The sequence below is a fragment of the Streptomyces sp. NPDC025651 genome, assembly GCF_055558735.1.
Genome location: NZ_JBVHLZ010000007.1, coordinates 482,859 through 504,899 on the forward strand (window position 1 = coordinate 482,859; position 22,041 = coordinate 504,899).

21 protein-coding genes and 1 pseudogene are annotated in these 22,041 nt (G+C 72.5%); 8 read left to right on the forward strand and 14 right to left on the reverse strand.

Annotation, left to right across the window (positions count from 1 at the left end; all coding sequences use genetic code 11):
- Positions 1-11: 11 nt before the first annotated feature.
- Positions 12-1,037: a phosphatase PAP2 family protein gene (locus ACZ4D5_RS26225; protein ID WP_467774835.1), complete on the forward strand. Its 1,026-nt coding sequence runs from the start codon at positions 12-14 to the stop codon at positions 1,035-1,037.
- 123 nt (positions 1,038-1,160) lie between these two features.
- Here the strand turns inward: ACZ4D5_RS26225 and ACZ4D5_RS26230 are convergent, their stop codons facing one another.
- Positions 1,161-1,376: an I78 family peptidase inhibitor gene (locus tag ACZ4D5_RS26230; RefSeq protein ID WP_467774836.1), complete on the reverse strand. Its 216-nt coding sequence runs from the start codon at positions 1,374-1,376 to the stop codon at positions 1,161-1,163.
- Positions 1,377-1,837: 461 nt separating this feature from the next.
- Between ACZ4D5_RS26230 and ctaD the strand changes: the two are divergent.
- Positions 1,838-3,409 (forward strand): annotated as a pseudogene (gene ctaD, locus ACZ4D5_RS26235) (aa3-type cytochrome oxidase subunit I); the annotation flags it as partial.
- A 1-nt stretch (position 3,410) separates the two neighbouring features.
- Here the strand turns inward: ctaD and ACZ4D5_RS26240 are convergent.
- The 5 genes from ACZ4D5_RS26240 to ACZ4D5_RS26260 all read right to left on the reverse strand — a co-directional run bounded on the left by ACZ4D5_RS26240 (position 3,411) and on the right by ACZ4D5_RS26260 (position 8,745).
- Complete coding sequence (locus ACZ4D5_RS26240) at positions 3,411-4,490, reverse strand: helix-turn-helix transcriptional regulator (RefSeq protein WP_467774837.1); 1,080 nt, start codon at positions 4,488-4,490, stop codon at positions 3,411-3,413.
- Positions 4,491-4,562: 72 nt separating this feature from the next.
- Entirely contained in the window at positions 4,563-5,477 is a 915-nt protein-coding gene (locus tag ACZ4D5_RS26245; protein WP_467774838.1) for a hypothetical protein, read from the reverse strand.
- Positions 5,474-6,736: a glycosyltransferase family 4 protein gene (locus ACZ4D5_RS26250; RefSeq protein ID WP_467774839.1), complete on the reverse strand. Its 1,263-nt coding sequence runs from the start codon at positions 6,734-6,736 to the stop codon at positions 5,474-5,476. The genes ACZ4D5_RS26245 and ACZ4D5_RS26250 overlap by 4 nt, the downstream gene beginning before the upstream one ends.
- A gap of 163 nt (positions 6,737-6,899) precedes the next feature.
- Positions 6,900-8,195: an ABC transporter substrate-binding protein gene (locus ACZ4D5_RS26255; protein WP_467774840.1), complete on the reverse strand. Its 1,296-nt coding sequence runs from the start codon at positions 8,193-8,195 to the stop codon at positions 6,900-6,902.
- Entirely contained in the window at positions 8,170-8,745 is a 576-nt protein-coding gene (locus ACZ4D5_RS26260) for an MTB12 C-terminal domain-containing protein (RefSeq protein ID WP_467774841.1), read from the reverse strand. Before ACZ4D5_RS26260 ends, ACZ4D5_RS26255 begins: the two co-directional genes overlap by 26 nt.
- Positions 8,746-8,910: 165 nt before the next feature.
- On the opposite strand from ACZ4D5_RS26260, the gene ACZ4D5_RS26265 reads away from it, so the two are divergent.
- Genes ACZ4D5_RS26265 through ACZ4D5_RS26275 form a run of 3 tightly spaced genes read left to right on the forward strand, consistent with a single transcriptional unit; the run spans position 8,911 to position 12,958 of the window.
- Complete coding sequence (locus ACZ4D5_RS26265; protein WP_467774900.1) at positions 8,911-9,468, forward strand: hypothetical protein; 558 nt, start codon at positions 8,911-8,913, stop codon at positions 9,466-9,468.
- Between the two features lie 4 nt (positions 9,469-9,472).
- Entirely contained in the window at positions 9,473-12,268 is a 2,796-nt protein-coding gene (locus ACZ4D5_RS26270) for an ABC transporter permease subunit (protein ID WP_467774842.1), read from the forward strand.
- A complete protein-coding gene (locus ACZ4D5_RS26275) occupies positions 12,269-12,958 on the forward strand; it encodes an ATP-binding cassette domain-containing protein (RefSeq protein WP_467774843.1) in 690 nt (229 codons plus the stop codon). It begins immediately after the preceding gene.
- Here ACZ4D5_RS26275 and ACZ4D5_RS26280 read toward each other — a convergent pair.
- Positions 12,915-13,508 (reverse strand): LysM peptidoglycan-binding domain-containing protein, encoded by a 594-nt coding sequence (locus ACZ4D5_RS26280; RefSeq protein WP_467774844.1) that lies wholly within the window; start codon positions 13,506-13,508, stop codon positions 12,915-12,917. The two genes, ACZ4D5_RS26275 and ACZ4D5_RS26280, sit on opposite strands and share 44 nt — an antisense overlap.
- 84 nt (positions 13,509-13,592) lie before the next feature.
- Positions 13,593-14,210 carry a transglycosylase family protein gene (locus ACZ4D5_RS26285; protein WP_467774845.1) on the reverse strand — a complete coding sequence of 206 codons (618 nt, stop codon included), beginning with the start codon at positions 14,208-14,210 and terminating at the stop codon, positions 13,593-13,595.
- Between the two features lie 528 nt (positions 14,211-14,738).
- Here ACZ4D5_RS26285 and ACZ4D5_RS26290 point away from each other — a divergent pair.
- Together ACZ4D5_RS26290 and ACZ4D5_RS26295 are read left to right on the forward strand one after the other, a co-directional pair.
- Positions 14,739-15,527 (forward strand): hypothetical protein, encoded by a 789-nt coding sequence (locus tag ACZ4D5_RS26290; RefSeq protein ID WP_467774846.1) that lies wholly within the window; start codon positions 14,739-14,741, stop codon positions 15,525-15,527.
- 160 nt (positions 15,528-15,687) lie between these two features.
- Complete coding sequence (locus ACZ4D5_RS26295; protein WP_467774847.1) at positions 15,688-16,017, forward strand: hypothetical protein; 330 nt, start codon at positions 15,688-15,690, stop codon at positions 16,015-16,017.
- Positions 16,018-16,119: 102 nt separating this feature from the next.
- Here the strand turns inward: ACZ4D5_RS26295 and der are convergent, their stop codons facing one another.
- The 6 genes from der to ACZ4D5_RS26325 form a co-directional block, all read right to left on the reverse strand.
- Positions 16,120-17,598, reverse strand: coding sequence for a ribosome biogenesis GTPase Der (gene der / locus ACZ4D5_RS26300; RefSeq protein ID WP_467774848.1), 1,479 nt, complete (start codon positions 17,596-17,598; stop codon positions 16,120-16,122).
- 82 nt (positions 17,599-17,680) lie between these two features.
- Complete coding sequence (locus ACZ4D5_RS26305) at positions 17,681-18,382, reverse strand: lysophospholipid acyltransferase family protein (protein ID WP_467774849.1); 702 nt, start codon at positions 18,380-18,382, stop codon at positions 17,681-17,683.
- Positions 18,340-19,035, reverse strand: a complete 696-nt coding sequence (gene cmk / locus ACZ4D5_RS26310) for a (d)CMP kinase (RefSeq protein WP_467774850.1) — start codon at positions 19,033-19,035, stop codon at positions 18,340-18,342. Before cmk ends, ACZ4D5_RS26305 begins: the two co-directional genes overlap by 43 nt.
- 111 nt (positions 19,036-19,146) lie before the next feature.
- On the reverse strand, positions 19,147-20,232 hold the full coding sequence (locus tag ACZ4D5_RS26315) for a prephenate dehydrogenase (protein ID WP_467774851.1): 1,086 nt from the start codon (positions 20,230-20,232) through the stop codon (positions 19,147-19,149).
- Positions 20,229-20,591 carry a chorismate mutase gene (gene aroH, locus ACZ4D5_RS26320; RefSeq protein ID WP_467774852.1) on the reverse strand — a complete coding sequence of 121 codons (363 nt, stop codon included), beginning with the start codon at positions 20,589-20,591 and terminating at the stop codon, positions 20,229-20,231. Before aroH ends, ACZ4D5_RS26315 begins: the two co-directional genes overlap by 4 nt.
- Before the next feature lie 117 nt (positions 20,592-20,708).
- A complete protein-coding gene (locus ACZ4D5_RS26325; protein WP_467774853.1) occupies positions 20,709-21,167 on the reverse strand; it encodes a YidB family protein in 459 nt (152 codons plus the stop codon).
- A gap of 187 nt (positions 21,168-21,354) precedes the next feature.
- On the opposite strand from ACZ4D5_RS26325, the gene ACZ4D5_RS26330 reads away from it, so the two are divergent.
- On the forward strand, positions 21,355-22,041 hold the full coding sequence (locus ACZ4D5_RS26330) for a hypothetical protein (protein ID WP_467774854.1): 687 nt from the start codon (positions 21,355-21,357) through the stop codon (positions 22,039-22,041).

A 22,041-nucleotide genomic window follows, 5' to 3' on the forward strand; every position in this document is an offset into this window, starting at 1 on the left:
ACGTCGATTGGGTGCGTACCGAACGAAACCTCACCCGTCTTGACCGGGTCTTCGCCCGTCTTGACCGTGAGCCGGAACGACCGGCCCACCTCGATGTGCCGAGGATGAGCCGGCACAGAGTCGTGCTCTTCAGCGCGACCCTGGCCTTCTACCTGGCCATCGTCGTCGCCGTGCTGACCACCTCGTGGCTGGTGCGGTTCGACTGGCAGGTCATGTTCTTCCGGCCCTACCAGCAGTGGCCCGAGATCCACGCCTTCCTGGACTACTGGGTCGTCCTCGGCCAGCGCGGCCCCACCGCCGTCATGGTCGCGGCCTGGCTCGGCTGGCGCTCCTGGCGGCAGCACACCCTGCGCCCGCTCCTGATGTTCGGCGCCGCGCTGTTGCTGCTCAACGTCACGGTCGGCGCCGCCAAGCTCGGCATGGGCCGCCTCGGCCCGCACTACGCCACCACCATCGGCTCGAACGAGATGTGGCTCGGCGGCGATATATTCCCCTCCGGCCACACCGCCAACGCCGTCGTGACCTGGGGAATCCTGGCCTACCTCGCCTCGACCCCGGTCACCCGCCGCTATCTGTCGGCCCTGTCCGCGGTGGTCTCCCTCAGCGTCGGACTCACCACCGTCTACCTCGGTACGCACTGGATCAGCGACGTCTTCCTCGGCTGGGCCGCGGGCCTGCTGATCCTGCTCGCGCTGCCCTGGTTCGAGCCGCTGGTCGCCCGGGTCGAGGCCATGGTCTTCGGCGTCCGCGAGGCCCTGCGCGCCCGCCGCGCCGGTGTCGTCCTCGCCCCCGAAACGGCGCCCGCGCCCATCGGCGCCTCCGCGATGGTGCCCCAGCGCCTCGCCACGGAGGACGCCGCGCCCGCCCGCGAGACGGTCGGCGCCGCCCGTTCGGGACGCCCGGCCTACCTCGCGCCGGGCCCGCACACGGCCCGCTCCGAGCGGAGCCCGGTCACCCCCGCGGGCAGCCGCAGGCCGCCGCACTCCGACCGCGTCTCACGCGGCACCACGTCGGCCCGCCCGGTGGCGGGCGGCTGACCCCAGACGGCGGGGGCCGGTACGCACAACCCATCCCTCGCATCGCGAAGGCCCCGGTTCCGCACAGGAGCCGGGGCCTTCGTCGTTCCGCCGTGCCGGTCGCGGGGCGCGCGCGAGCGCCGCTCAGCCCTTCCAGCAGCGCTTCACGACGCCCTGGTCGACCTCGAAGTTCAGCCGCCCCGCGAGGTACTCCATGGTGATGATCGTGCCCGGCGCCAGCGACCTGACGGTGGACCAGCCGTGCTCGCGCGCCTGTCGCTCGGCGCCCTCGGCCGGCAGGCCCACGTAACGGTCCGGGCTGTCCTGGGGCTCCGTCGGAGGAGTGGGAATAGGTGCCATGGCCGCCACGTTAGGCGGCGCGGCGTCGGCGGGGAAGGCCGGGGCCGCGCACCATGCGTCACCGGTACCTCTCCGGTCACGCTTTTGTCACAGGATCACGACGTGCGTTTCGGTCGAACTCCGTCACACGTACGGGCGGTTCCGCACTTGTGGCGACGTAATTCAAGGGCCTCTTCACGCCACGCGAAAGCCGTATCCCCGATCACTTCGACCACCCGCCCCGAATAACATCGCGGGTTCTTTACAGGCCCTCCCCATTTCCGAATACCGGACGCGGCGCGGGATGTGACGACGCATAGGGAATTCATGATTCCGGAGTGGACACCCGCGCGGACACCCACGCGCCGGACGTCCGGAAGCCGTGTACGCCCCCTGTCGCAGTCGGGGCGACGCGAGCATCATGGCGTGAGCTTCGAGCAGGCTTCGGGCAGGCCCAGGACGCGATGGCGAAGGGGCAAGCGATGGGGACCGAGACGGTGCGTGCGACCGAGCGGCCGGTGCGCGAGCGGCGGCCCGGCCGGGTGGTCGTGGACTGGCTGACCACCACGGACCACAAGAAGATCGGCCACCTCTACCTGATCACGTCGTTCGTCTTCTTCCTCGCCGCGGGCCTGATGGCCCTGATGATGCGGGCCGAACTGGCCCGCCCCGGGCTGCAGCTGATGACCAACGAGGAGTTCAACCAGGCCTTCACCATGCACGGCACGATCATGCTGCTGCTCTTCGCGACGCCGACGTTCGCGGGGTTCGCCAACGAGATCATGCCGCTGCAGATCGGCTCGCCCGACGTGGCCTTCCCCCGCCTGAACATGCTCTCGTACTGGCTGTTCCTCTTCGGCGGCCTGATGGTGCTCGGCTCGCTCCTGGTGCCGAGCGGGCCCGCCGCCTTCGGCTGGTTCGCGTACGCGCCGCTCAACAGCCTGGAGCGCTCGCCCGGCATCGGCGCCGATCTGTGGATCATGGGGCTCGCGCTCTCCGGCTTCGGCACGATCCTCGGCTCGGTGAACTTCCTGACGACCATCATCGGGATGCGCGCGCCCGGCATGACGATGTTCCGGATGCCCATCTTCACGTGGAATGTGCTGTTCACGTCGATCCTGGTCCTGATCGCGTTCCCCGTGCTCGCCGCCGCCCTGCTCGTCCTGGAGGCCGACCGGCGCTTCCACTCGATGGTCTTCGCCTCGGAGAACGGGGGCGCGCTGCTGTGGCAGCACCTGTTCTGGTTCTTCGGGCACCCGGAGGTCTACATCATCGCGCTGCCGTTCTTCGGCATCGTCACGGAGATCATCCCTGTCTTCAGCCGCAAGCCGATCTTCGGCTACATGCCGCTGGTCGGCGCGACGATGGCCATCACCGGTCTGTCCGTGGTCGTGTGGGCGCACCACATGTTCGCCACCGGCGCGGTCCTGCTGCCCTTCTTCTCCTTCGTGTCCTTCCTCATCGCGGTCCCGACGGGCGTGAAGTTCTTCAACTGGACGGGCACGATGCTCAAGGGCTCGCTCTCCTTCGAGACACCCATGCTGTGGGCGGTCGGCTTCCTGGTGAGCTTCCTCTTCGGCGGCCTGACCGGCGTCATCCTGGCCTCGCCGCCGCTCGACTTCCACGTCACCGACTCGTACTTCGTCGTCGCCCACTTCCATTACGTCGTGTTCGGCACCGTCGTCTTCGCGACCTTCGGCGGCTTCTACTTCTGGTGGCCGAAGCTGACCGGCAAGATGCTCGACGAGCGGCTCGGCAAGCTCCAGTTCTGGACGCTCTTCGTGGGCTTCCACACCACGTTCCTGGTCCAGCACTGGCTGGGCGCCGAGGGCATGCCGCGCCGCTACGCCGACTACCTGGCGGCGGACGGCTTCACGCTCCTCAACACCATCTCGACCATCGGGGCGTTCCTGCTCGGCCTGTCCACGCTGCCGTTCCTCTACAACATCTGGAAGACCGCCAAGTACGGCAAGAAGGTGGACGTCGACGACCCCTGGGGCTTCGGCCGCTCCCTGGAGTGGGCGACCTCCTGCCCGCCGCCCCGGCACAACTTCGTCACGCTGCCCCGGATCCGCTCCGAGTCCCCGGCGTTCGACCTGCACCATCCCGAGTACGCGGCGTTCGCGGCCGCTCGGAACGGGTCGGTTCCCCGGGCCGATCCCCAGACGGAGCACCCCGGTCCAGGGCCCGGCTCAGGAGGTCCCGGGCCGACCTGACCCGCTCGGACAGCTCGGCGGGCTCGACGACCTCGAACTCGAAGCCCATGAACATCACGTGGAAGACCATCACGTCCAGGCTCGCCGCGCCCGTGCGCAACAGACAGGTCTGTTCGGTCTCGGCCTCCAGGGTGCCGTCGGAGGGCGTGATGCGCTGGGCCGCCTCCGCCAGGGGCACCAGGAGGCGGACCACGGCCTGTGCCGCGTACGCGCGCGTGGAGACGCCCTTCGAGACGTACGCGGCCAGGTCGTCGGCCGGCGGGGTGCGCGGCGCGAACCGCGGCCCGTGCGGCGGCCTCGGCTCGACGCGGTCCGCGCGGAACGTGCGCCAGTCCTCGCGGTCCAGGTCCCAGGCCACGAGGTACCAGCGGCGCTCGGTGCACACCAGGCGGTGCGGCTCGACGATCCTGCGGGTCGAACTGCCCTGGTGGTCGCGGTAGTCGAAGCGCAGCCGCTCCGAGTCCCTGCACAGGTGGGCGAGTTCGGTCAGGACCGCAGGGTCGACGCCCTGGGGCTGCGGGGTGCGCAGCATCGGCACGGTGAAGGCGTTCAGGGCGCCGACGCGGCGGCGCAGCCTGTTCGGCAGCACCTGTTCGAGCTTGGTCAGGGCCCGTACGGAGGTCTCGCCGATGCCCTCGATGCCCTGCCCCGCGGCGGTGCGCAGGCCGACGGCGACCGCGACCGCCTCGTCGTCGTCCAGGAGCAGCGGCGGCAGCTCGGCCCCCGCGCCGAGCTGGTAGCCGCCGCCGGTGCCGGGGCTCGCGTTGACGGGATAGCCGAGCTCGCGCAGCCGGTCCACGTCGCGCCGGACCGTGCGCGGGGTGACGCCGAGCCGGTCGGCGAGGTCCGCGCCGGACCATTCGCGGTGGGCCTGCAGCAGGGAGAGCAGGCGGAGCAGTCGTGCCGATGTCTCCAACATGGACGTGATTGTGCCCCGGGTCGAGGACAGCCACGGTCCGCGATGTCGGGGACGTCAGGGGCGTCAGGGGTCTCAGGCCTCGGTGCCGTTCTCCTGCTCGCCGTTCCCCTGCCCGCCGCTCTTCCCCTCGTCCCGCGCCTCGCGGATGCGGACCGACAGGTCGTTGTCGTTGGTGTAGTACGGGCCCGCCTCGACCGCGCCGTGCGCCGCCGTCACGAAGCGCATCACGGGGTAGGTGAAGATCGTCTTCTTGTCCGGGACGTCGTCCAGGAGCCGGGCCAGGCGCACCCGCGGCCCGCTCTCCCCCGCGGGACGCAGCCACAGGTCCCAGGGCCCGGGGCCGCTGTCGGCCAGCAGACCGTGCCGCAGCCGGAAGGCGAACTCCGGCCCCTCGGCGGTGACTTCGGCCCGGTACACGAGGTCGGGCTCGGCGCGCCGCACGGCCTCGGCGTACGCGTCGTCGGTGAGCACGGTGCCGTAGACCCGGCCGTTGACGGTCATGGCCGCGTCGGCGAGCTCGATCTCGCCGGCCTCGGCGTGCGGCGCGCGCAGCCAGCTGCGCACGGAGAGGTTGCCCTGCTTCGTCGCGTACGGGATGCGCACCGCGACATGGCCGCGGCTGCCGCTCGGCGCGCGGTCGACCAGCGAGCGCAGGTCGTTCACGCCCGGCATCAGACGGCGCGTCTCGCCGCCGGCGACCTGTGCGTACGCGTTCCAGCGGCCCTCGGCGAGCTGGACGCTGCTGGGCAGCGCGGCCCGCAGCCTGCCGTCCGCCGACGGGGAGAGCGGCAGGCGCACCTCGTCGTCGGAGTCGCGGCGGCGCAGCAGCAGATAGGCCGCGTCCTTCGTGTCCGGCTCCCCCGGATCGGTGACGTCGAAGGTGAGGCCTCCGGCGGAGTCGGCGATGCAGTCGGCATGCGGTGCCGTGGCCGTCTCCTGGTCGTCCCCGGCGTGCGACGCCGCCTGCGAGGTGGCCAAGGCCGTCATGCGGTCGATCCCTTCGTCTGTACGCGGCCGAGATCCCGCACGGCGTACGCGCCCCCGAGCAGCGCGCCGCGCGTGCGGTGCAGGGAGCCGCGCATCCGGCCCCCCAGCGAGCTCCCGCGGGCGAGCATCCCGGAGAACATCGCGTCGTAGCGCTCGGCGATGCGTTCCGGGTCGAAGCGCTCGGAGTCCTGGAGCGCCGCGCCCGCCATCCGCTGCCGGAGCGAGTCGTTGTTGATCAGTTCGAGCAGTCCGCCCGCGATGGCGTCGGGGTTGCCGACCTCGACGAGGCGCCCGTCGACACCGTTGTCGATGATTTCGCCGGGCCCGTGCGGGCAGTCGGTGGCGACGACAGGGAGCCCGCAGCGCATCGCCTCGACGATCGTCATGCCGAAGGACTCCAGGCTGGAGGTGACGGCGGCGATGGAGCCCTTGGCCCACTCGGGCTCGATGGGATGGGCGGGGCCCATGAGGAAGACGTGGTTGTAGAGGCCGAGCTCGTCGATCAGCGCGCGGAGCTTCTCCTTCTGCTTGCCGCCGCCGTAGATCCGAAGGCGCCAGTCGGGGCGCTCGCGCCGCACCTTGTCGAAGGCCCTGATCAGCAGGTCGTACCGCTTGACGGGGGCGAGCCTGCCCGCCGCCACGACCCACTTGTGGGAGCCGTCGGCCGGCTCGATGCCGGGCGCGGGCACCGGGTTCGGCACGGCCTGGACGTGGACGCCGGGCAGCCGCATCTTGCGGGTGTAGGCGCGGGCGTCCGCCTCGGTCGTCGTGGTCAGGACGTCGAGGCGGGGGTAGACGCTGCGCAGCTGGCGGCGCAGCTCCCTGCTGTGGCTGTCGAGCGTGAGGTGTTCCTGACCCACCCGCAGGGGGCCGCGCGCGGTCTGGCGGGCGATGTGCACGTTGAGGCCGGGGCGGGTGCCGACGACGACGTCCGCGTCGAGGGACGCGAGGTGGTCGGCGATGCGCCGGTCGGTGAGCGCGCTGTACTGGTCGTAGCGGCCCTCGGCGCTGGGGAACGTACGGGCGGGCCTCAGGTGCTCGGGGTCCTCGCCCTCGTAGCCCGCGGTGCCCTTGCGGAGGTCGACGAGGTGGCTCAGCCGTACGCGCTGGTCGGGCGTGAAGACCGGCTCGTCGCGGTGCCGGAAGACGGAGACGACCTCGACGTCGTGCTGCTGGGCCAGCGTGTTCGCCAGGTTGTACGTCGTCCGGATCGTCCCTCCGATTCCGTACGCGTTGTGAATCAGGAAAGAGATGTGCATGCGTCCCCGTATTCCGCGCTTCCGTGCGGACAGTCCCCCTCGTCCGCCTACCGATGGGTTAGACGGGGATTCCTGGCCAAGGGTTGGGTGTCATCACCATCCTGTTCTCAAACGGATGCGTGATCGGTAGCCGGGGAAGGGAACCTTTCCGCGATCTCACACATCAAGGCTGGTAGGAGAGCTGTGGGACGTCGAAGCAGTTGTCGTTCATGTCCCCGCCCTGGGTGACCCAGCCCTTCTCGTCCTGCCAGCGGGCCACCGACACACACGTCCTGCGCGTCCTGGGCGGCTCGTCCCTTTGCTCGAACTTGACCGGGAGAAGCAGCCCGCGCGCGGAGTACGGCTCGTCGCGGTTCATGAAGCGGTCCACGCACGCGCGCGTGACGTCGCCGCCTCCGCTTGTGCAGGACTTCGCCGCGTCGGTGAACCACATGGCGGCGGCCCAGCCCTCCAACTGCCACTGGGAGAGGTCCTCGTGCCCCTTCATGGCGGCGCGGAACTCCCGTACGGCCGGGTGGCCGGTGTCCTCGTGGTTCCGGCTCGATCCCGTGGCCCACAGGGCGTTGCGGCAGCGCGGCGCGTCCTTGTAGTCGTCGCCCACGGAGGACGTCCAGTTCTGCACGTTGGTGACCTTCGCGGTCACCTCCGCGCCGACGTCGTCCATCGCCTCGCACAGCCGGGCGTTGCCGTGCGTGTCCATCGCGTCGAAGACGAGGTCGACGTCCCGCTCCTTCAGATCGGCCGCGGCGGCGCGGAAGTTGGGCAGCGCGAAGTCGACCTGCTCGGTGACGACCTCGTACCCCTCGGCCTTCAGGCCCCGGGTGACGAGCCTTGCGTACGCGGCGGACGAGGCCTGGTTGTAGGAGACGACGGCGGCGGTCCTGGCGCCCTGCTCCCGCTTGAAGTAGCGGTACACCTCCGTGCCGCCGTACAGCTTGCCGCCCCATCCCGGCTTTCCCTCGCGCGGGGCGGAGCTGCCGTAGATCCCGTACAGATGCGGATACGTCTCGTACGCCGACCCGATGGGCTGGCCCCCGATGTCGGGCACGCCCGCGCCGGAAACCCTCGACGCGCCCGCGTAGTCCAGGGAGGAGGTCGCCACGAGCGCGACGACCTTCTGCTCGTCGACCAGCTTGCGCACGCAGTCGTTGTTGCCGACGCCGCTGCCGCCGTCGTCGCAGGTGCGCACCTCGACCTTGCGTCCCGCGATGCCGCCGCGCTCGTTCAGGCGGTCGAAGTAGGCCTGGGCGCCGTCGCGCGGACCCGTGAAGGCGGAGCCGCCGACCGGGCTGGTCGCGCTCGTGATGACGCCGACCCTGACCGGTGCTCCCCCGGCGGGTGCGGGCGCCGCGGAGCGCCGCTCGAAGTCGCTCTCGGGCAGCCGGCTCCCGCAGGCCGCGCTCGCCGTCAGGAGCGCGGCGACGAGCAGCGCCTCAACAGCCCGGACCGGGCGACGCATTCCCGCTCAGCTTCACCAGGGCGCAGAGGGTCTTGACGGACACCTTCCAGGTGTCGTCCTGGTTGACGGCCGTCCCGGAGGCGTCGGGCAGCGCGGTGGCGCCCTTCAGGGTCAGTGCGTACGTCACGGCCGCCTCGGTGGCCGAGGTGAACTCGACCTCGCCGACCTTCGCCGCGACCTGCTTGCCGCGCTCGTCGCCGCTGAAGCTCTTCAGTACGGCGCGCATCTTCGCCCCGTTCTCCAGAACGGTCTCCTTCTCCTTGAGGGAGACCTCGGGGTCGAAGAACTTCTCCCAGTTCTCCTCGACCTCCTTCTTGGCGGCCGCCGGGTCGGCGGGCGCGGTCGCGCCGTCCTGTGGTTCCTTCGAGGCTTCGGTCGTCTCCTCCATGGAGGGCTCGGGCGGCTTGCCGCCGTCCCCGCCTCCGCTGTCGTCACCGCAGGCCGCGGCGGCCGGAACGATCAGCAGGACCGCGGCGGCCGCCAGTACCGCGCTCCGCGCCCTTCCCCGCCCGTGATCCGTCCCCCGCCTGGGGCTGCTCCCGAGAACCATCTGGCTCACCACCGGGTGTCGGACCGGGCCGTCAGGGCCCGGTGCTTTCAGGGTCAGCTTCCAGAAGGCATAGTGCAAGCGATCGGCTGACATGGACAGCCCATCGACATCACTGACCAGACCTGCGTGATCCAGATGACCGACGACGTGTCCCAGGGGGCCTCGATGCGGGCGGATCGGACAGATCGGACCGGCAGTGCGCCCCGACCGGCCGGGCCGCGTGCCGTGCACCCCGTGCTGTGGGCGGCGTTCGCGGCGCTCGCGGCCGGCGCGGTGCTCTGCGTGATCGGCTGGTACGGCATCTCCGGGGAGCGGTTCGCCGAGCGGCAGTTGCCCTATCTCGCGTCCTGCACGGTGCCGGGCGCCGCGCTGATCGTCGCGGGCGCGGTGCTGCTCACCCACGGCAGGAGCACCCTGGCCGCGGCGCGCGTCGAGGAGCTGTACGGCCTCCTGGTGGCGGCCGGGCCCGCGACCTCCGCGGAGCGGCCCCGGCCCCCCGTGGCGACCAGCGGCGAGCTCCTCATGGTCCCCGGCGGAACGCTCTGGCACCGCGCGGACTGCCCGCTGGTGGCCGGCAAACCGGAGGCGGTGCCCGTGGACGCCACGGCCCTGTCGACGGGCGGCCTCGCCCCCTGCCCGATCTGCGAGCCGCGGCGCTCGCCCTCCGCGGGTCCCGACGCCCCGCCGCCCGCCCCGGACCCCGAGCCCGCCCCGGAGCGATGACCCGGTGGCGTCCCTGAGCTACGACCTCACGCTGGCCGGGCTCTCGGTCGGCAGCGCCGCCGCCCTCACCGGGATCGGCCTGATCGTCACGTACCGCGCGACCGGCGTCCTCAACTTCGCGCACGGCGCCATCGCGATGGTCTGCGCGTACGTCCTGCGGCAGTTCACGGCCGAATGGCACTGGCCGCTGCCCCTCGCGGCGGCGGTCACGCTGCTCGTGGTCGCACCCGGCATCGGCCTGCTCCTGGACCGCGCGGTCTTCCGCCCGCTGGCGGTTCTGGGCAGGGATCCGGCGCAGACCCTGGTGGCGTCGATCGGCGTCTTCGTCCTGCTGGTGGGCGGCGCGACTCTCGTATGGGGTCCCGGCGCCCGGGACGACGTACCCACCCTCCTGTCCTCCGACCCCTGGGCGCAGTTGGGCGCGGCCGTCGTCCTGGCCGTCGCCGTGGGGGCGGTGACGCGGTGGACCCGGTTCGGCGGCGAGCTGCGCGCCGTCGTCGACAACCGCGGCCTCGCCGTGCTCTTCGGCATCGACGCGGACCGGGTGGCCGCGGCGGGCTGGGCGTTCGGCTCCTTCACGGCGGGCCTCACGGGCGTCCTGCTCGCACCCTTCGTCCGTCTCGACCCGTACGGCATGCCGCTGCTGGTCATGGAGGTGGTGGCCGTCGCGGTGGCGGCCGGGATGCGCAGCCTGCCCGTCGCCGTGGTGGCGGCGCTCGGCCTGGGCGTGGCCCAGAGCCAGGTGACCCGCCTGCACCCGGGCGGCTGGCAGGAGCAGCTCGTCCAGACCGCGGGCGCGAACCTCTTCGTGATCGCCCTCCTTGTCGCGGCCCTGATCCTGCCGGGCATCGGCTCCCAGGACGCCCTGCCCCGCACGGCGACGGCCCGCGTCCCCACGCCGCCGGGCGCCTGGATCGTGGCGACGGTCCTCTTCCTCATCCCCCTCGGCTTCGCGGGCCGGGACCTGACGACCTCCGTGCAGGTGCCCGCGCTCGCGGTGATCCTCCTGTCCCTCGTGATCGTCACGGGCAGGGGCGGTCAGATCTCCCTCGGGCAGGCGGCGTACGCGGGTCTGGGCGCCCTCTTCACCGCCCTCCTGACGGCAGGGCGCTTCCCCGGGCTGCCCGAGCTGCCGCACCTGCCCGCCCTGGCGGTGGCCGTCCTGCTCGTCGCGCCCTTGGGGCTGCTCACCGGCTGGCCCGCCATCAGCCGCCACGGCCTGGCCCTGGCGCTCGCGACGTTCGCGGTGGGCGTGGGCGTGAGCCGCTTCGTCTTCGCGCAGCCGTACGCGACGTCGGGCCTGACCGTGGACCGCCCCGCGGGCTTCGGCAGCGACCGTGCGTACTACGTCCTCGAACTCGCGCTGCTGGCAGGGGCGTTGCTCCTGGTGACCGCGTTGCGCCGGGGCCGCACGGGCCGTGCGCTCGCGGCGATGCGGGACCACGAGGCGGGCGCGGCGGCGGCCGGGGTGCCCGTGCGCACCCTGAAACTCACCGCGTTCGTCACCGGGGCGGCGCTCGCCGCGCTGGGCGGCGGCATGCTCGCCATGGGGCAGCGGGCGTTCGACTCAGGGGCGTACGACCCCGTGCGCGGGCTGCTCTGGTTCGCGGCGGTGGTGGTCCTCGGCTCGGACAGCGTCCTCGGCGCGCTGGCCGCGGCGGCCCTCCTGGTCGGCCTGGACGCGGGCACGCGGGGCGGCGTGGCGGCGGCGCTGATCGGCGTACTCGCCGTCCTGATCGGCCGCTTCCCCGGCGGCCCGTACGAGGCGCTGCGCACGGCCACGAGACGGCTCCGCCGAAGCCCGCGCCTGACTCCCCTCGGCAGGGCGGCCCGGGAGGCCCTGGCGGTCGGCACCCTTGCGGACCGGCCCCCGCGGCGCCCCGAGGGCGAGGCACCGGGCCGCGAGACCCGCCCGAAGACACTCGCCCACGAGGCCCGCCCGACGGCATCCGTCCGCAAGGCCCACCCGAAGACGCCCGTCCGCGAGGAGCACCGCCAGACATCCCGCCACGAGGCAGCCTCCAAGCCGCCCGCCAACGGGGCGAACCTGAAGCCCCCCGCCCACCCGCGGCCAAAGGCACTGCCCCCCGACAGGAACCGCGGAGCGCCCCACCCCACCCTCACCGCCCACCACATCACCCTCACCTACGACGGCTACACCGCCCTGGACGACGTGACCCTCACCGTCCCCCCGGGCCACGTCACCGCCGTGGTGGGCCCCAACGGCGCGGGCAAGAGCACCCTGTTCCACTGCCTGGCGGGCACCCTGCGGCCCGACTCCGGCCGCATCACCCTCGGCGCCCGCGACATCACCCGGCTGCCCGCCCACGCCCGCACCCGCGCCGGCATGGCCCGCACCTTCCAACAGCTCGCGGTCTTCCCGTCGTTGACGATCGCCGAGAACGTCCGGGTGGGCGCGGAACAGAGCCCCGTACGGCACAGCCCCCGGGCCACGCCCGAAGCCCTGCGCCTCCTGGACCTGACCGAGCTGCGCGCGCACCCCGCGGCCGACCTGTCCACCGGCGCCCTCCGGCGCACGGAACTGGCGCGCGCCCTCGCCGGATCGCCCCACACCCTCCTCCTGGACGAGCCGGCCGCGGGCCTGGACGCGGCCGAAGTGGCGGCGCTGACCACTCTGTTGCGGGCCCTGGCCGCCGACGGCACGGCCCTCCTGGTCGTCGAGCACGACCTGGACCTGGTGGCGGGCCTCGCCGACACCGTGCACGTGATGGCGGCGGGCCGCATCGTCACGTCGGGCCCCGCGGACCACGTCCTGCGGAGCTGGGGAGAGGCCCACTGAATGCACGGCATCGAACTGCGCGGCGCGCACGTCCACTACGGCCCCCTGGAGGCCCTGCACGGCGTCACCCTGGCCGCGCCCGCCGCCGCCGTCTCCGTCCTGCTCGGCCGCAACGGCTCGGGCCGCACCACGACCCTGCGCGCCCTGGCCGGCACGGTCGCGCTCTCCGCGGGCGCGGTCGTCCGCGACGGGCGGGACATCACGCACCAGCCGGCCCACGTACGGGCCGCGAAGGGCCTGTGCTTCGTCCCGGACCGCCAGGCGGTCTTCTCCGCCCTGACCGTCGGGGAGAACCTCGAACTCTGCGCAGCCGGGGGCGACTTCGCCCGCGCCGTGGCCGCCTACCCCGAGCTGCGTCCGCTGCTCCCCCGCCGCGCGGGCACCCTCTCGGGCGGCGAGCAGCGCATGCTGGCCCTGTCCCGCGCCCTGCTCTCGGACGCGGCGGTGATCCTCGTGGACGAACCGGCGCAGGGCATGTCTCCCGCCGTCGCGGCACGGACGTACGCCCTGCTGCGCGACCTGGACGCCTGCGTGGTCGTGGCCGAACAGCGACTGCCGCCCGCCTTGCGCGAGAGCGCGAGCCGGACGGCAGTGGTGCACGAACTGCGCCGGGGCGCGGTCGTGTTCAGCGGAGAGCCGGAAGAGCTCAGCTCCGCCCGGGGGCACCGGAGGCGGTACGCCCCGGAATGACGAGCAGGGTGCCGACGTTGAGCCGGTCGGGACGGTCCCCGACCATGTGCCGGTTGGCCTTGTACAGGGCCTTCCACCCGCCCTTCACGCCGTACTTGAGCGCGATCGAGCTGAGCGTCTCCCCGGCCTTCACCACGTGGACGCGCCGGTCGAAGCGGTCGATCCGCACCTCCTTGGAGCAGACGGGCCAGGCCTCCCAGCCCTGGGTGCGCAACACCTCCTCGGCGACCTTGATCTGCTCCTCCTTGGTGGCGAGGTCGGCACGCGGCGCGTACGCGAGCCCGCCGTGCTCCTCCCAGGTGGGCTGCCAGAACTGCAGCCCGCCGTAGTAGTCGTTGCCCGTGTTCACATGCCAGCGGCCGCTGCTCTCGCACTGGGCGAGGCAGTGCCACGGCCCCTTCGTCAGGGAGCAGTCGTACGTCGGGGACGGGGCGCCCGGCAGCGGCGGCGGAGCCGCGGACGCGGTGGCCGAGGAGAGCGCCACCGCCGCCAGGGTCGCCCCGACGACCAGGGACACGGACCGGAGACGCTTGGTCAGCTTCGGGTGCATCGGGTCACGCTAGGCAGCTCCGCGGCGGGCCAGGGGCGTGCCGCGCCGCCACGGAGGCGACCCCACCCGGTCGGACGACGCGGGTCAGACCCTGAGCCGCTGACCCGGCACGATGACGTCCGGGTCGCCGCCGATGACCTGCTGGTTGGCGGCGTAGACGCGCTGCCAACTCGTCCCGTGGCGGGCCGCGATGTTGCTCAGGGTGTCGCCCTGCCGGACGGTGTAGTTCCCGGGCACGCCGCGCGAGGACCCGCGGTCGGAGTGGCCGGGCGAGGCGGCCCGCGGCTTGACGGCCCTGGGCGCAGGCTTGACCGCCTTGGGCACCGGAGCCGCGGCGGACGGCGCGCTGCCGTACGCTCCCGCGCGGGCCGAGCAGACGGGCCAGGCGCCCCAGCCCTGCCCGCGCTGGACCTTGGTGGCGACAGCGATCTGCTGCGCCTTGGATGCCTTGTCGGCGGTGGGCGCGTAGGCCCCGCCGCCGTACGCGCGCCAGGTACTGGCGGAGAACTGCAGCCCGCCGTAGTAGCCGTTGCCCGTGTTGATCTGCCAGTTTCCGCCGCTCTCACACCGTGCGATGCGGTCCCACACTCCGCTGTCCGCCGCTCCGGCCTGGCCGGTCGCGGCGAGCAGGCCCAGCGGAGCCAGGAGAGCGGCCCCTCCGATCACTGCCGTGGTGCGGGTGCGCTTGGGACGTGCGGACATGAATATCCCTCTCGAAGGACCCGGGCTCCCCCTGGCCGTTCGGGCCCCTCACGCATCCGGCGCCTGGGGTCCGATCGGTCCCGCCCGCCGGTGAACGGTGCTTCGTGCTGGCTATGCGACCGGCGGACGTACCCGAGCGGTGCTCGCTGCACACGGCGGTGGAATCTATGAGCCCTCTCGCCCCGATAACAACCAACTCCTTGTCATTCCAGGCCAGTTGAGCGTTACCCCGGGTATCGGCGAGTTTCGGCCACCCACTTCATTCGCTGATGTCAGGATTTATCGACCACGCCACACGGTGATCTGTGACTCAGCTCACCGCCCCAACTTCCGTGCACCCAGCACGTGTTGGCGCGGAGTGACGGATTCCAGCGGCCAACTCACCCTCCGCTGCGGATGGTTCGATTCCGTTCGCCTTCGCGCGTGACTTGCGCCACTGATCCGCCGTTGTCTTCTTATGAGCCGGGCACCGTCCGGCCCACCACACCCACCCCATGCACCCCATGTGACGATCCCGAGGAGCCACCCGTGCCGCGCATGCTCGACGTCAGCGACGACGTACGCGCCGAGATCGGCGACGAAGAAGCCGACCGCCTGCTCGCCGGAGAGAACACCCCGGGCAGTTACGACTGCACGTCCTGCCGCACCCCTGGCGACGCCGAACAGGAGCGCACCAGCACGGTCCTGTTCGTCGGCGACGAGACCGCCGTGCTCGCCTTCGCCCACGCCACCTGCCTGCCCTCGCAGATCGTCACGGTCTCCGAGGAGCAGCTGCAGGGCGCCGTGCGGTCGATCACCGGTGAGGAGGGCGACGGGGCCGCCGAGGTCACGCCGAGCCAGGCCGTCCTCGGCGTGACCAGCGGTCTCGTCCTGATCGAGGGCGAGCTGCGCCCCGCCCTCGTCGTCGAGCCGACGGGACCCATCGCCCGCCCCGGCACGGAGCCGGGCGCCGGTGGCGGCGACGACTTCCTGCCGCTCCTGATCGAGCAGGGCTTCATGCCGGTCACCTCGCTCGACGGCGTGCCGCCCGTCCTGCCCGGCTGGTCCGTCCTGCTCGCCATGGGCCAGCTGCACGCCGTCCTGCAGCCCGGCACCGGCGGGGGCTCCCCCGTCGCCTGGTGGCAGGCGCACCAGCCGCTCCAGGTCACCGAGGCCTGGCGGGCCGCGGCCAACAAGACGCAGACCGTGCTGCTCTTCGCCGCGCCCGTCGGCTCCATCGGCCGCCAGCCCCGCGAGGACCTGCTGCGCGACGCCCTGGACAAGGCCGCGGCCCAGGGCAGGCTCGTCGCGTCCGCGATGCCGCTCGCCGGGACCTGAGCCGACCGCACGCGGGGCTCGAATGCGCCGGTCACGCTCCTGCCGGACAGGGAAAGCGGCGCGCGCCCCGCATCCGTCGGGCGCCGGTTTCGTTGGCACATACGTGCACACATACGACCCCTCCCGCCACCGGCCGGCGTACCAGAACCCCATCCCGTCCATGCGCACGGCGCAGGACTCGACGGGCGACCACTCGGCCACTCCCATCTACGACACGCTGTACTCGGAGTACCTGCGGGCCTTCAGGGCCCTGCCGGGCGACCGGACCGGCGAGGAGGAGCTGGGGTTCACCGCCTTCGGCACGGGGCCCTACGGCATGCAGCACCGCGTCGACGCCCGGCACGACCCCCGCCACGACCCGCGGCACGACCAACGCCACGGTTCGTACGGCCAGTTCCACGTGGCCCGCTACGGCCAGCACGACCACCACGCCACCGGCCACCACCAGTTCCCCGCGGCCCTGCCGCCGGGCCCGCGCCGCGAGCACTGAGCCCGCGGCCCCGGACAGCGAAATGCCCGGCTCCCCACGAAGGGGGCCGGGCATTCACGTACGTACGAATGGTTCGTGCGGGCGAACGGTTCGTACAGGTGGTTACTTCTTGCGGCCGCGCTTCTCGCGCACCCGCACCGAGATGTGGATCGGCGTCCCCTCGAAGCCGAACTCCTCGCGCAGACGGCGCTCCAGGAAGCGGCGGTACCCCGCCTCGATGAAGCCCGACGCGAAGAAGACGAACCGCGGCGGCTTGGTGCCCGCCTGCGTGCCGAAGAGGATGCGGGGCTGCTTGCCGCCGCGCACCGGGTGCGGGTGGGCGGCCACGATCTCGCCGAGGAACGCGTTCAGACGCCCGGTCGGCACGCGCGTCTCCCAGCCCTCCAGGGCCGTCTCGATCGCGGGGACCAGCTTCTCCATGTGGCGGCCCGTGCGCGCCGAGACGTTCACGCGCGGCGCCCAGGAGATCTGGCCGAGCTCGGTCTCGATCTCCCGCTCCAGGTAGTAGCGGCGCTCCTCGTCGAGGGTGTCCCACTTGTTGTACGCGACGACGATCGCGCGGCCCGCCTCGACCGCCATCGTGACGATGCGCTGGTCCTGGACGGAGATGGTGTCGGCGGCGTCGATGAGGATCACCGCGACCTCCGCCTTCTCGACGGCGGCGGCGGTGCGCAGCGAGGCGTAGTAGTCGGCGCCCTGCTGGAGGTGGACGCGCTTGCGGATGCCCGCCGTGTCGACGAACTTCCAGGTGACGCCGCCCAGCTCGATGAGCTCGTCGACCGGGTCGCGGGTGGTGCCCGCCAGTTCGTTGACGACCACGCGCTCCTCGTTGGCCACCTTGTTGAGCAGCGAGGACTTGCCGACGTTCGGACGGCCGATGAGCGCGATGCGGCGCGGGCCGCCGATCGCTCCGCCGAAGGTCTGCGCGGGTGCCTCGGGCAGCGCCTGAAGGACGGCGTCCAGCATGTCGCCGGTGCCGCGGCCGTGCAGCGCGGAGACGGGGTGCGGCTCGCCGAGGCCGAGGGACCACAGGGCGGAGGCGTCGGCCTCGCCGGAGGGGCCGTCGACCTTGTTGGCGCAGAGCACGACGGGCTTGCCCGCCTTGCGGAGCAGGCGCACGACGGCCTCGTCGGTGTCGGTGGCGCCGACCGTGGCGTCGACGACGAAGACCACGGCGTCCGCGGCCTCGATCGCGTACTCCGCCTGGGCGGCGACGGAGGCGTCGATACCGAGCACGTCCTGCTCCCAGCCGCCGGTGTCGACGAGCTTGAAGCGGCGGCCCGACCACTCGGCCTCATAGGTGACGCGGTCGCGCGTGACGCCGGGGCGGTCCTCGACGACGGCCTCGCGGCGCCCGATGATGCGGTTCACCAGGGTCGACTTGCCGACATTGGGGCGGCCGATGACGGCGAGGACGGGCAGCGGGCCGTGGCCCGCCTCCTCGATGGCGCCCTCGACGTCCTCGATGTCGAAGCCCTCTTCGGCGGCGAGCTCCATGAACTGTGCGTACTCGGCGTCGCCGAGCGCCCCGTGGTCGTGCTCGGCGAAGCCGTCGCCCTCGGGCTGTGTCTGGTCGTTCATGAAGTCCGTACCTCGTCGTTCATCGTGGTGATCGGTGCGCCGGTCCGCGTGTCGGATCGGGGCACTACTTGATAAGTCTCACTCAGCGCCCGGTCAGGCGCCTGGCGTTTTCCAGGTGGGCGGTCAGCCGCTCCTGGATGCGCACGGTCGCCTCGTCCAGCGCCTTGCGCGTACGCCGCCCACTGCCGTCGCCCGCTTCGAAAGGGTCTCCGAAGACGACGTCGACCCGGCTGCGCAGCGGCGGCAGCTGCTTTATCAACCGTCCGCCGCGCTCGGTGCTTCCCAGGACCGCGACCGGGACGATCGGGGCGCCGGAGCGCACCGCGAAGTACGCGAGCCCGGCCCGCAGCGACGCGAAGTCGCCGTCGCCCCGGGTGCCCTCGGGGAAGATCCCGAGGACGCCGCCCTGCTCCAGGACGCCGAGCGCCCGGGTGATGGCCGTGCGGTCGGCGACCGAGCGGTCCACCTTCAGCTGGCCGATCCCGTGCAGGAAGGAGCCGAGCGGCCCGATGAACGCTTCCTTCTTGATCAGGAAGTGCGTGGGCCGGGGCGCGACGCCCATGACCATCGGGCCGTCCACGTTGTGCGAGTGGTTGACGGCCAGGATCACGGGCCCGCTCGCGGGCACCCGCCAGGCGCCGAGCACGCGCGGCTTCCACAGGCCGTACATCAGGCCGACGCCGATGCGGCGGCCGACCTCGGCACCCCGCTCGGAGGCGGCCCGCTCGGCGGGAGCCTCGCTCACTTGGCTGCCCGCTTCTCCTCGACGAGGGTGACGACGCACTCGATGACCTGCTGCAGCGTGAGGTCGGTGGTGTCGACCTCGACGGCGTCGCCGGCCTTGGCCAGCGGGGACGTCTTGCGGCTCGAGTCGGCCTGGTCCCGCTTGACCAGGGCTTCCTGGGTCGCCTTGACGTCGGCGCCCTTGAGCTCGCCGGAGCGGCGGGCGGCGCGCGCCTCGGCCGAGGCGGTGAGGAAGATCTTCAGGTCGGCGTCGGGCAGCACGGTCGTGCCGATGTCACGGCCCTCGACGACGATGCCCTTCTCGGCCGACCCGGCGATGGAGCGCTGCAGCTCGGTGATGCGGGTGCGCACCTCGGGGACGGCGCTGACCGCGCTGACCTTGGAGGTGACCTCGGTGGTGCGGATCGGGCCCGCGACGTCCGTGCCGTCGACCGTGATGGTCGGGGCGGACGGGTCGGTGCCCGAGACGATCTCCGGCTTCCCCGCGGCGGCCGCGATGGCGCCCGGGTCGGTCAGGTCGATGCCGTTGTGCACCATCCACCAGGTGATCGCACGGTACTGGGCGCCCGTGTCCAGGTAGCTGAGGCCGAGCTGGGCGGCGACGGCCTTGGAGGTGCTCGACTTGCCCGTGCCGGACGGTCCGTCGATGGCGACGATCACGGCTGCCGGGGCGGCGTTTGTGGCGGTTTCCACGGGGCGGCGAACACCTTTCTCAGTACACGGAGCAGGAGGCGGGACGGAAAGGCGCCCCGCACAAGGTTACTGGCTCGCACACCCTGCCCCGACAGCCCCTTCGCGGGCCCCCTACTGCCGGATCGACCAGCCGCGCTCCCGCAGCGCCGTGCTGAGGACCGGCACGGACCGCGGCTCGACCATGAGCTGCACCAGGCCCGCCTGCTGGCCGGTCGCGTGCTCGATGCGGACGTCCTCGATGTTGACGCCCGCGCCGTCCGCGTCGGCGAAGATGCGGGCCAGCTGACCCGGCTGGTCGTTGATGAGCACCGCGACGACCTCGTACGCGGCCGGGGCGGCGCCGTGCTTGCCGGGGACCCTGACCTGGCCCGCGTTGCCGCGCCGCAGCACGTTCTCGACGCCGGCCGCGCCCTCGGTCCGCTTCTCCTCGTCGGTGGACTGCAGCGCGCGCAGCGCCGTCACCGTCTCGTCCAGGTCGGTGGCGACCGCGGCCAGCAGGTCGGCGACGGGGCCCGGGTTGGCGGAGAGGATGTCGATCCACATCCGGGGGTCGGAGGCGGCGATCCGCGTGACGTCGCGGATGCCCTGGCCGCACAGCCGCACGGCCGACTCCTCGGCGTGCTCCAGGCGGGCCGCGACCATGCTGGAGACCAGGTGCGGCATGTGCGAGACGAGGGCGACGGCGCGGTCGTGGGCGTCGGCGTCCATGACGACGGGGACGGCACGGCAGAGCGCGACCAGCTCCAGGGCGAGGTTGAGCACCTCGGTGTCGGTGTCCCTGGTCGGGGTCAGCACCCAGGGCCGCCCCTCGAAGAGGTCGGCGGTGGCGGCGAGCGGGCCGCTGCGCTCGCGCCCCGACATGGGGTGCGTCCCGATGTACGGGGTGAGGTCGAGGCCGAGCGCCTCCAGGTCGCGGCGCGGGCCGCCCTTGACGCTGGCCACGTCGATGTAGGCGCGCGCGACACCGCGCCGCATGACGTCGGCGAGCGTGGCGGCGACGTGCGCGGGCGGCACGGCGACGACGCAGAGGTCGACGGGGCCCTCGGGGGCCTCGTCGGTGCCCGCGCCGAGCGCGGCGGCGGTGCGGGCCTGCCCCGGGTCGTGGTCGTCGAGGTGGACGGTGACGCCGCGCGAGGCCAGGGCCAGGGCGGCGGAGGTGCCGATCAGGCCGGTTCCGATGACGAGGGCGGTTCTCACTGGGCGATGTCCTTGCGGAGTGTGGCCGCGGCGCCGAGGTAGACGTGCGCGATCTCGGAACGGGGGCGGTCGGTCTCGATGTGGGCGAGGACGCGGACGACGCGGCGCATGGCCCCGTCGATCTCCAGCTCCTGCGCGCAGATCAGGGGTACGTCGACGATGCCGATGCCGCGCGCGGCGGCCGCGGGGAAGTCGGAGTGCAGGTCGGGCGTGGCCGTGAACCAGATGCTGATGAGGTCGTCCTGCGTCAGCCCGTTGCGCTCCAGGATCTCGGTGAGCAGCGCGGCGACCTGCTCGGCCATGTGCCCGGCCTCGTCCCGCTCCAGTTGGACGGCGCCCCGGACCGCTCGTACCGCCACAGTGCTGCTCCTCGCTCGCCTTCGTACGACTGTTGTACGGCAAGCGTAGTCAGGGCCGGGCAAAGGGGTGCGCGGCGCCCGTCTGCCGAGACGGGCGCCGCGCGGTCCCCAGGGGGGTCAGAGCCGCTGCTGCCTGACGAGGTCCTCCAGGGACTCGGTCGGGACCTGGCCCTCGGGGGTCAGCTTGTCGACGACCTGCGGGAGCTGCTGCGCGATCTGGTCGGCGGCCTCGTCACGGCTCACGCCCGCCTCGCCCGCCACCTTGTCCAGGGTCTCGTCGGGGACGGCCTGCTTGACCTGGTCCGGGGAGAGCGGCTGGTTGTCGCCCTTGCCGACCCAGGAGTCGAGCTGCGCCTGGTCGACGAGGCCCGACTTCGTGATCAAGTCGAGCAGCCCGCCCAGCGGATTGCTCCCGGCCCCCGCCCCTCCCTGACCGCCGCCGGCACCGCCGCCCGCCCCGCCCAGCAGTCCGCCCAGCAGCGAGCCGAGGACGTTGCCGCCCCCGCCGCCGGCCGCACTGCCCTGGCCGCCGCCGAGGAGCCCGCCGAGGAGGCTGCCCAGATCGTTACCCGCCATGGTCACGCCTTTCCGAGAGTGGCCTGGTCCGCGCCTTGGGGACCCGGGGCCTCAGACCATGCCAATGTCACCCGAATCGCCCCCTGTCGCCACTTGGGCCGATTGGGTGCCGTTGAGCTATGGACGGGCGGGGGTGGGTCCGCTTGCATGGAACGTCGGCAGGTGCCGCGCCTCGGGGGAGGCTCGTATGAAGCGCTCAAGTCCGCTCCTCACCCTTCTCGGCGGGCTGCTGCTCGCCCTGTTCATGCTGTCGCTCAACGCGACGACAGGGACGGGCAGTTCGTCGTACGGAGGGGACGCACCCGGCGCGGCGACGCCGACGCCCTCCCCCACCAGGAGCTCGCCGGAACCCTCCTCCCCCGAACCCACCGAGAGCGAGAAGCCCGACGAGAAGCCGGACAAGAAGCCGCCGCCCGACGCCACCTACGCGGGCCGCACCGACGACGACACCTCCGCGGTCTCCATCTCGGTGCGCGACGGCAAGGCCATCGCGTACTTCTGCGACGGCCGCGACAAGGAGTCCTGGCTCAAGGGCGACGTCGAGGACGACGGCTCGATGCGGCTGACCGGCAAGCACGGCGCGAAGCTGAACGGCCGGATCGCCGACGACAAGGCCCGCGGCACGGTCGACATCGACAAAGAGACCTCGAAGTTCACCGCCGAGAAGGCCGAGAAGCCCTCGGGGCTCTACCGCGCCACGACCGAGGTGCGCGGCGCGAAGCTCGACGGCGGCTGGATCGTCCTGCCCGACGGCGGCCAGGTCGGCATCCTCAACCGCGACGGCGAGCCCGGCAAGGCCCCGCGACTCGACCCGGACACCGGCACCGTCCGGGTCGACGGCGACGACATCACCGCACGTCCCGTAACGCCCTAG

What these genes read in the sequence shown, in the direction of transcription:
- ACZ4D5_RS26280 (WP_467774844.1), bottom strand. Translation starts at nt 13,508, where the DNA reads ATGCACCCGAAGCTGACCAAGCGTCTCCGGTCCGTGTCCCTGGTCGTC.
- ACZ4D5_RS26250 (WP_467774839.1), bottom strand. Translation starts at nt 6,736, where the DNA reads ATGCACATCTCTTTCCTGATTCACAACGCGTACGGAATCGGAGGGACG.
- der (WP_467774848.1), bottom strand. Translation starts at nt 17,598, where the DNA reads ATGAACGACCAGACACAGCCCGAGGGCGACGGCTTCGCCGAGCACGAC.
- ACZ4D5_RS26265 (WP_467774900.1), top strand. Translation starts at nt 8,911, where the DNA reads ATGCGGGCGGATCGGACAGATCGGACCGGCAGTGCGCCCCGACCGGCC.
- ACZ4D5_RS26275 (WP_467774843.1), top strand. Translation starts at nt 12,269, where the DNA reads ATGCACGGCATCGAACTGCGCGGCGCGCACGTCCACTACGGCCCCCTG.
- ACZ4D5_RS26230 (WP_467774836.1), bottom strand. Translation starts at nt 1,376, where the DNA reads ATGGCACCTATTCCCACTCCTCCGACGGAGCCCCAGGACAGCCCGGAC.
- ACZ4D5_RS26295 (WP_467774847.1), top strand. Translation starts at nt 15,688, where the DNA reads ATGCGCACGGCGCAGGACTCGACGGGCGACCACTCGGCCACTCCCATC.
- ACZ4D5_RS26260 (WP_467774841.1), bottom strand. Translation starts at nt 8,745, where the DNA reads ATGGTTCTCGGGAGCAGCCCCAGGCGGGGGACGGATCACGGGCGGGGA.
- ACZ4D5_RS26240 (WP_467774837.1), bottom strand. Translation starts at nt 4,490, where the DNA reads ATGTTGGAGACATCGGCACGACTGCTCCGCCTGCTCTCCCTGCTGCAG.
- ACZ4D5_RS26325 (WP_467774853.1), bottom strand. Translation starts at nt 21,167, where the DNA reads ATGGCGGGTAACGATCTGGGCAGCCTCCTCGGCGGGCTCCTCGGCGGC.
- ACZ4D5_RS26285 (WP_467774845.1), bottom strand. Translation starts at nt 14,210, where the DNA reads ATGTCCGCACGTCCCAAGCGCACCCGCACCACGGCAGTGATCGGAGGG.
- ACZ4D5_RS26330 (WP_467774854.1), top strand. Translation starts at nt 21,355, where the DNA reads ATGAAGCGCTCAAGTCCGCTCCTCACCCTTCTCGGCGGGCTGCTGCTC.
- ACZ4D5_RS26245 (WP_467774838.1), bottom strand. Translation starts at nt 5,477, where the DNA reads ATGACGGCCTTGGCCACCTCGCAGGCGGCGTCGCACGCCGGGGACGAC.
- ACZ4D5_RS26255 (WP_467774840.1), bottom strand. Translation starts at nt 8,195, where the DNA reads ATGCGTCGCCCGGTCCGGGCTGTTGAGGCGCTGCTCGTCGCCGCGCTC.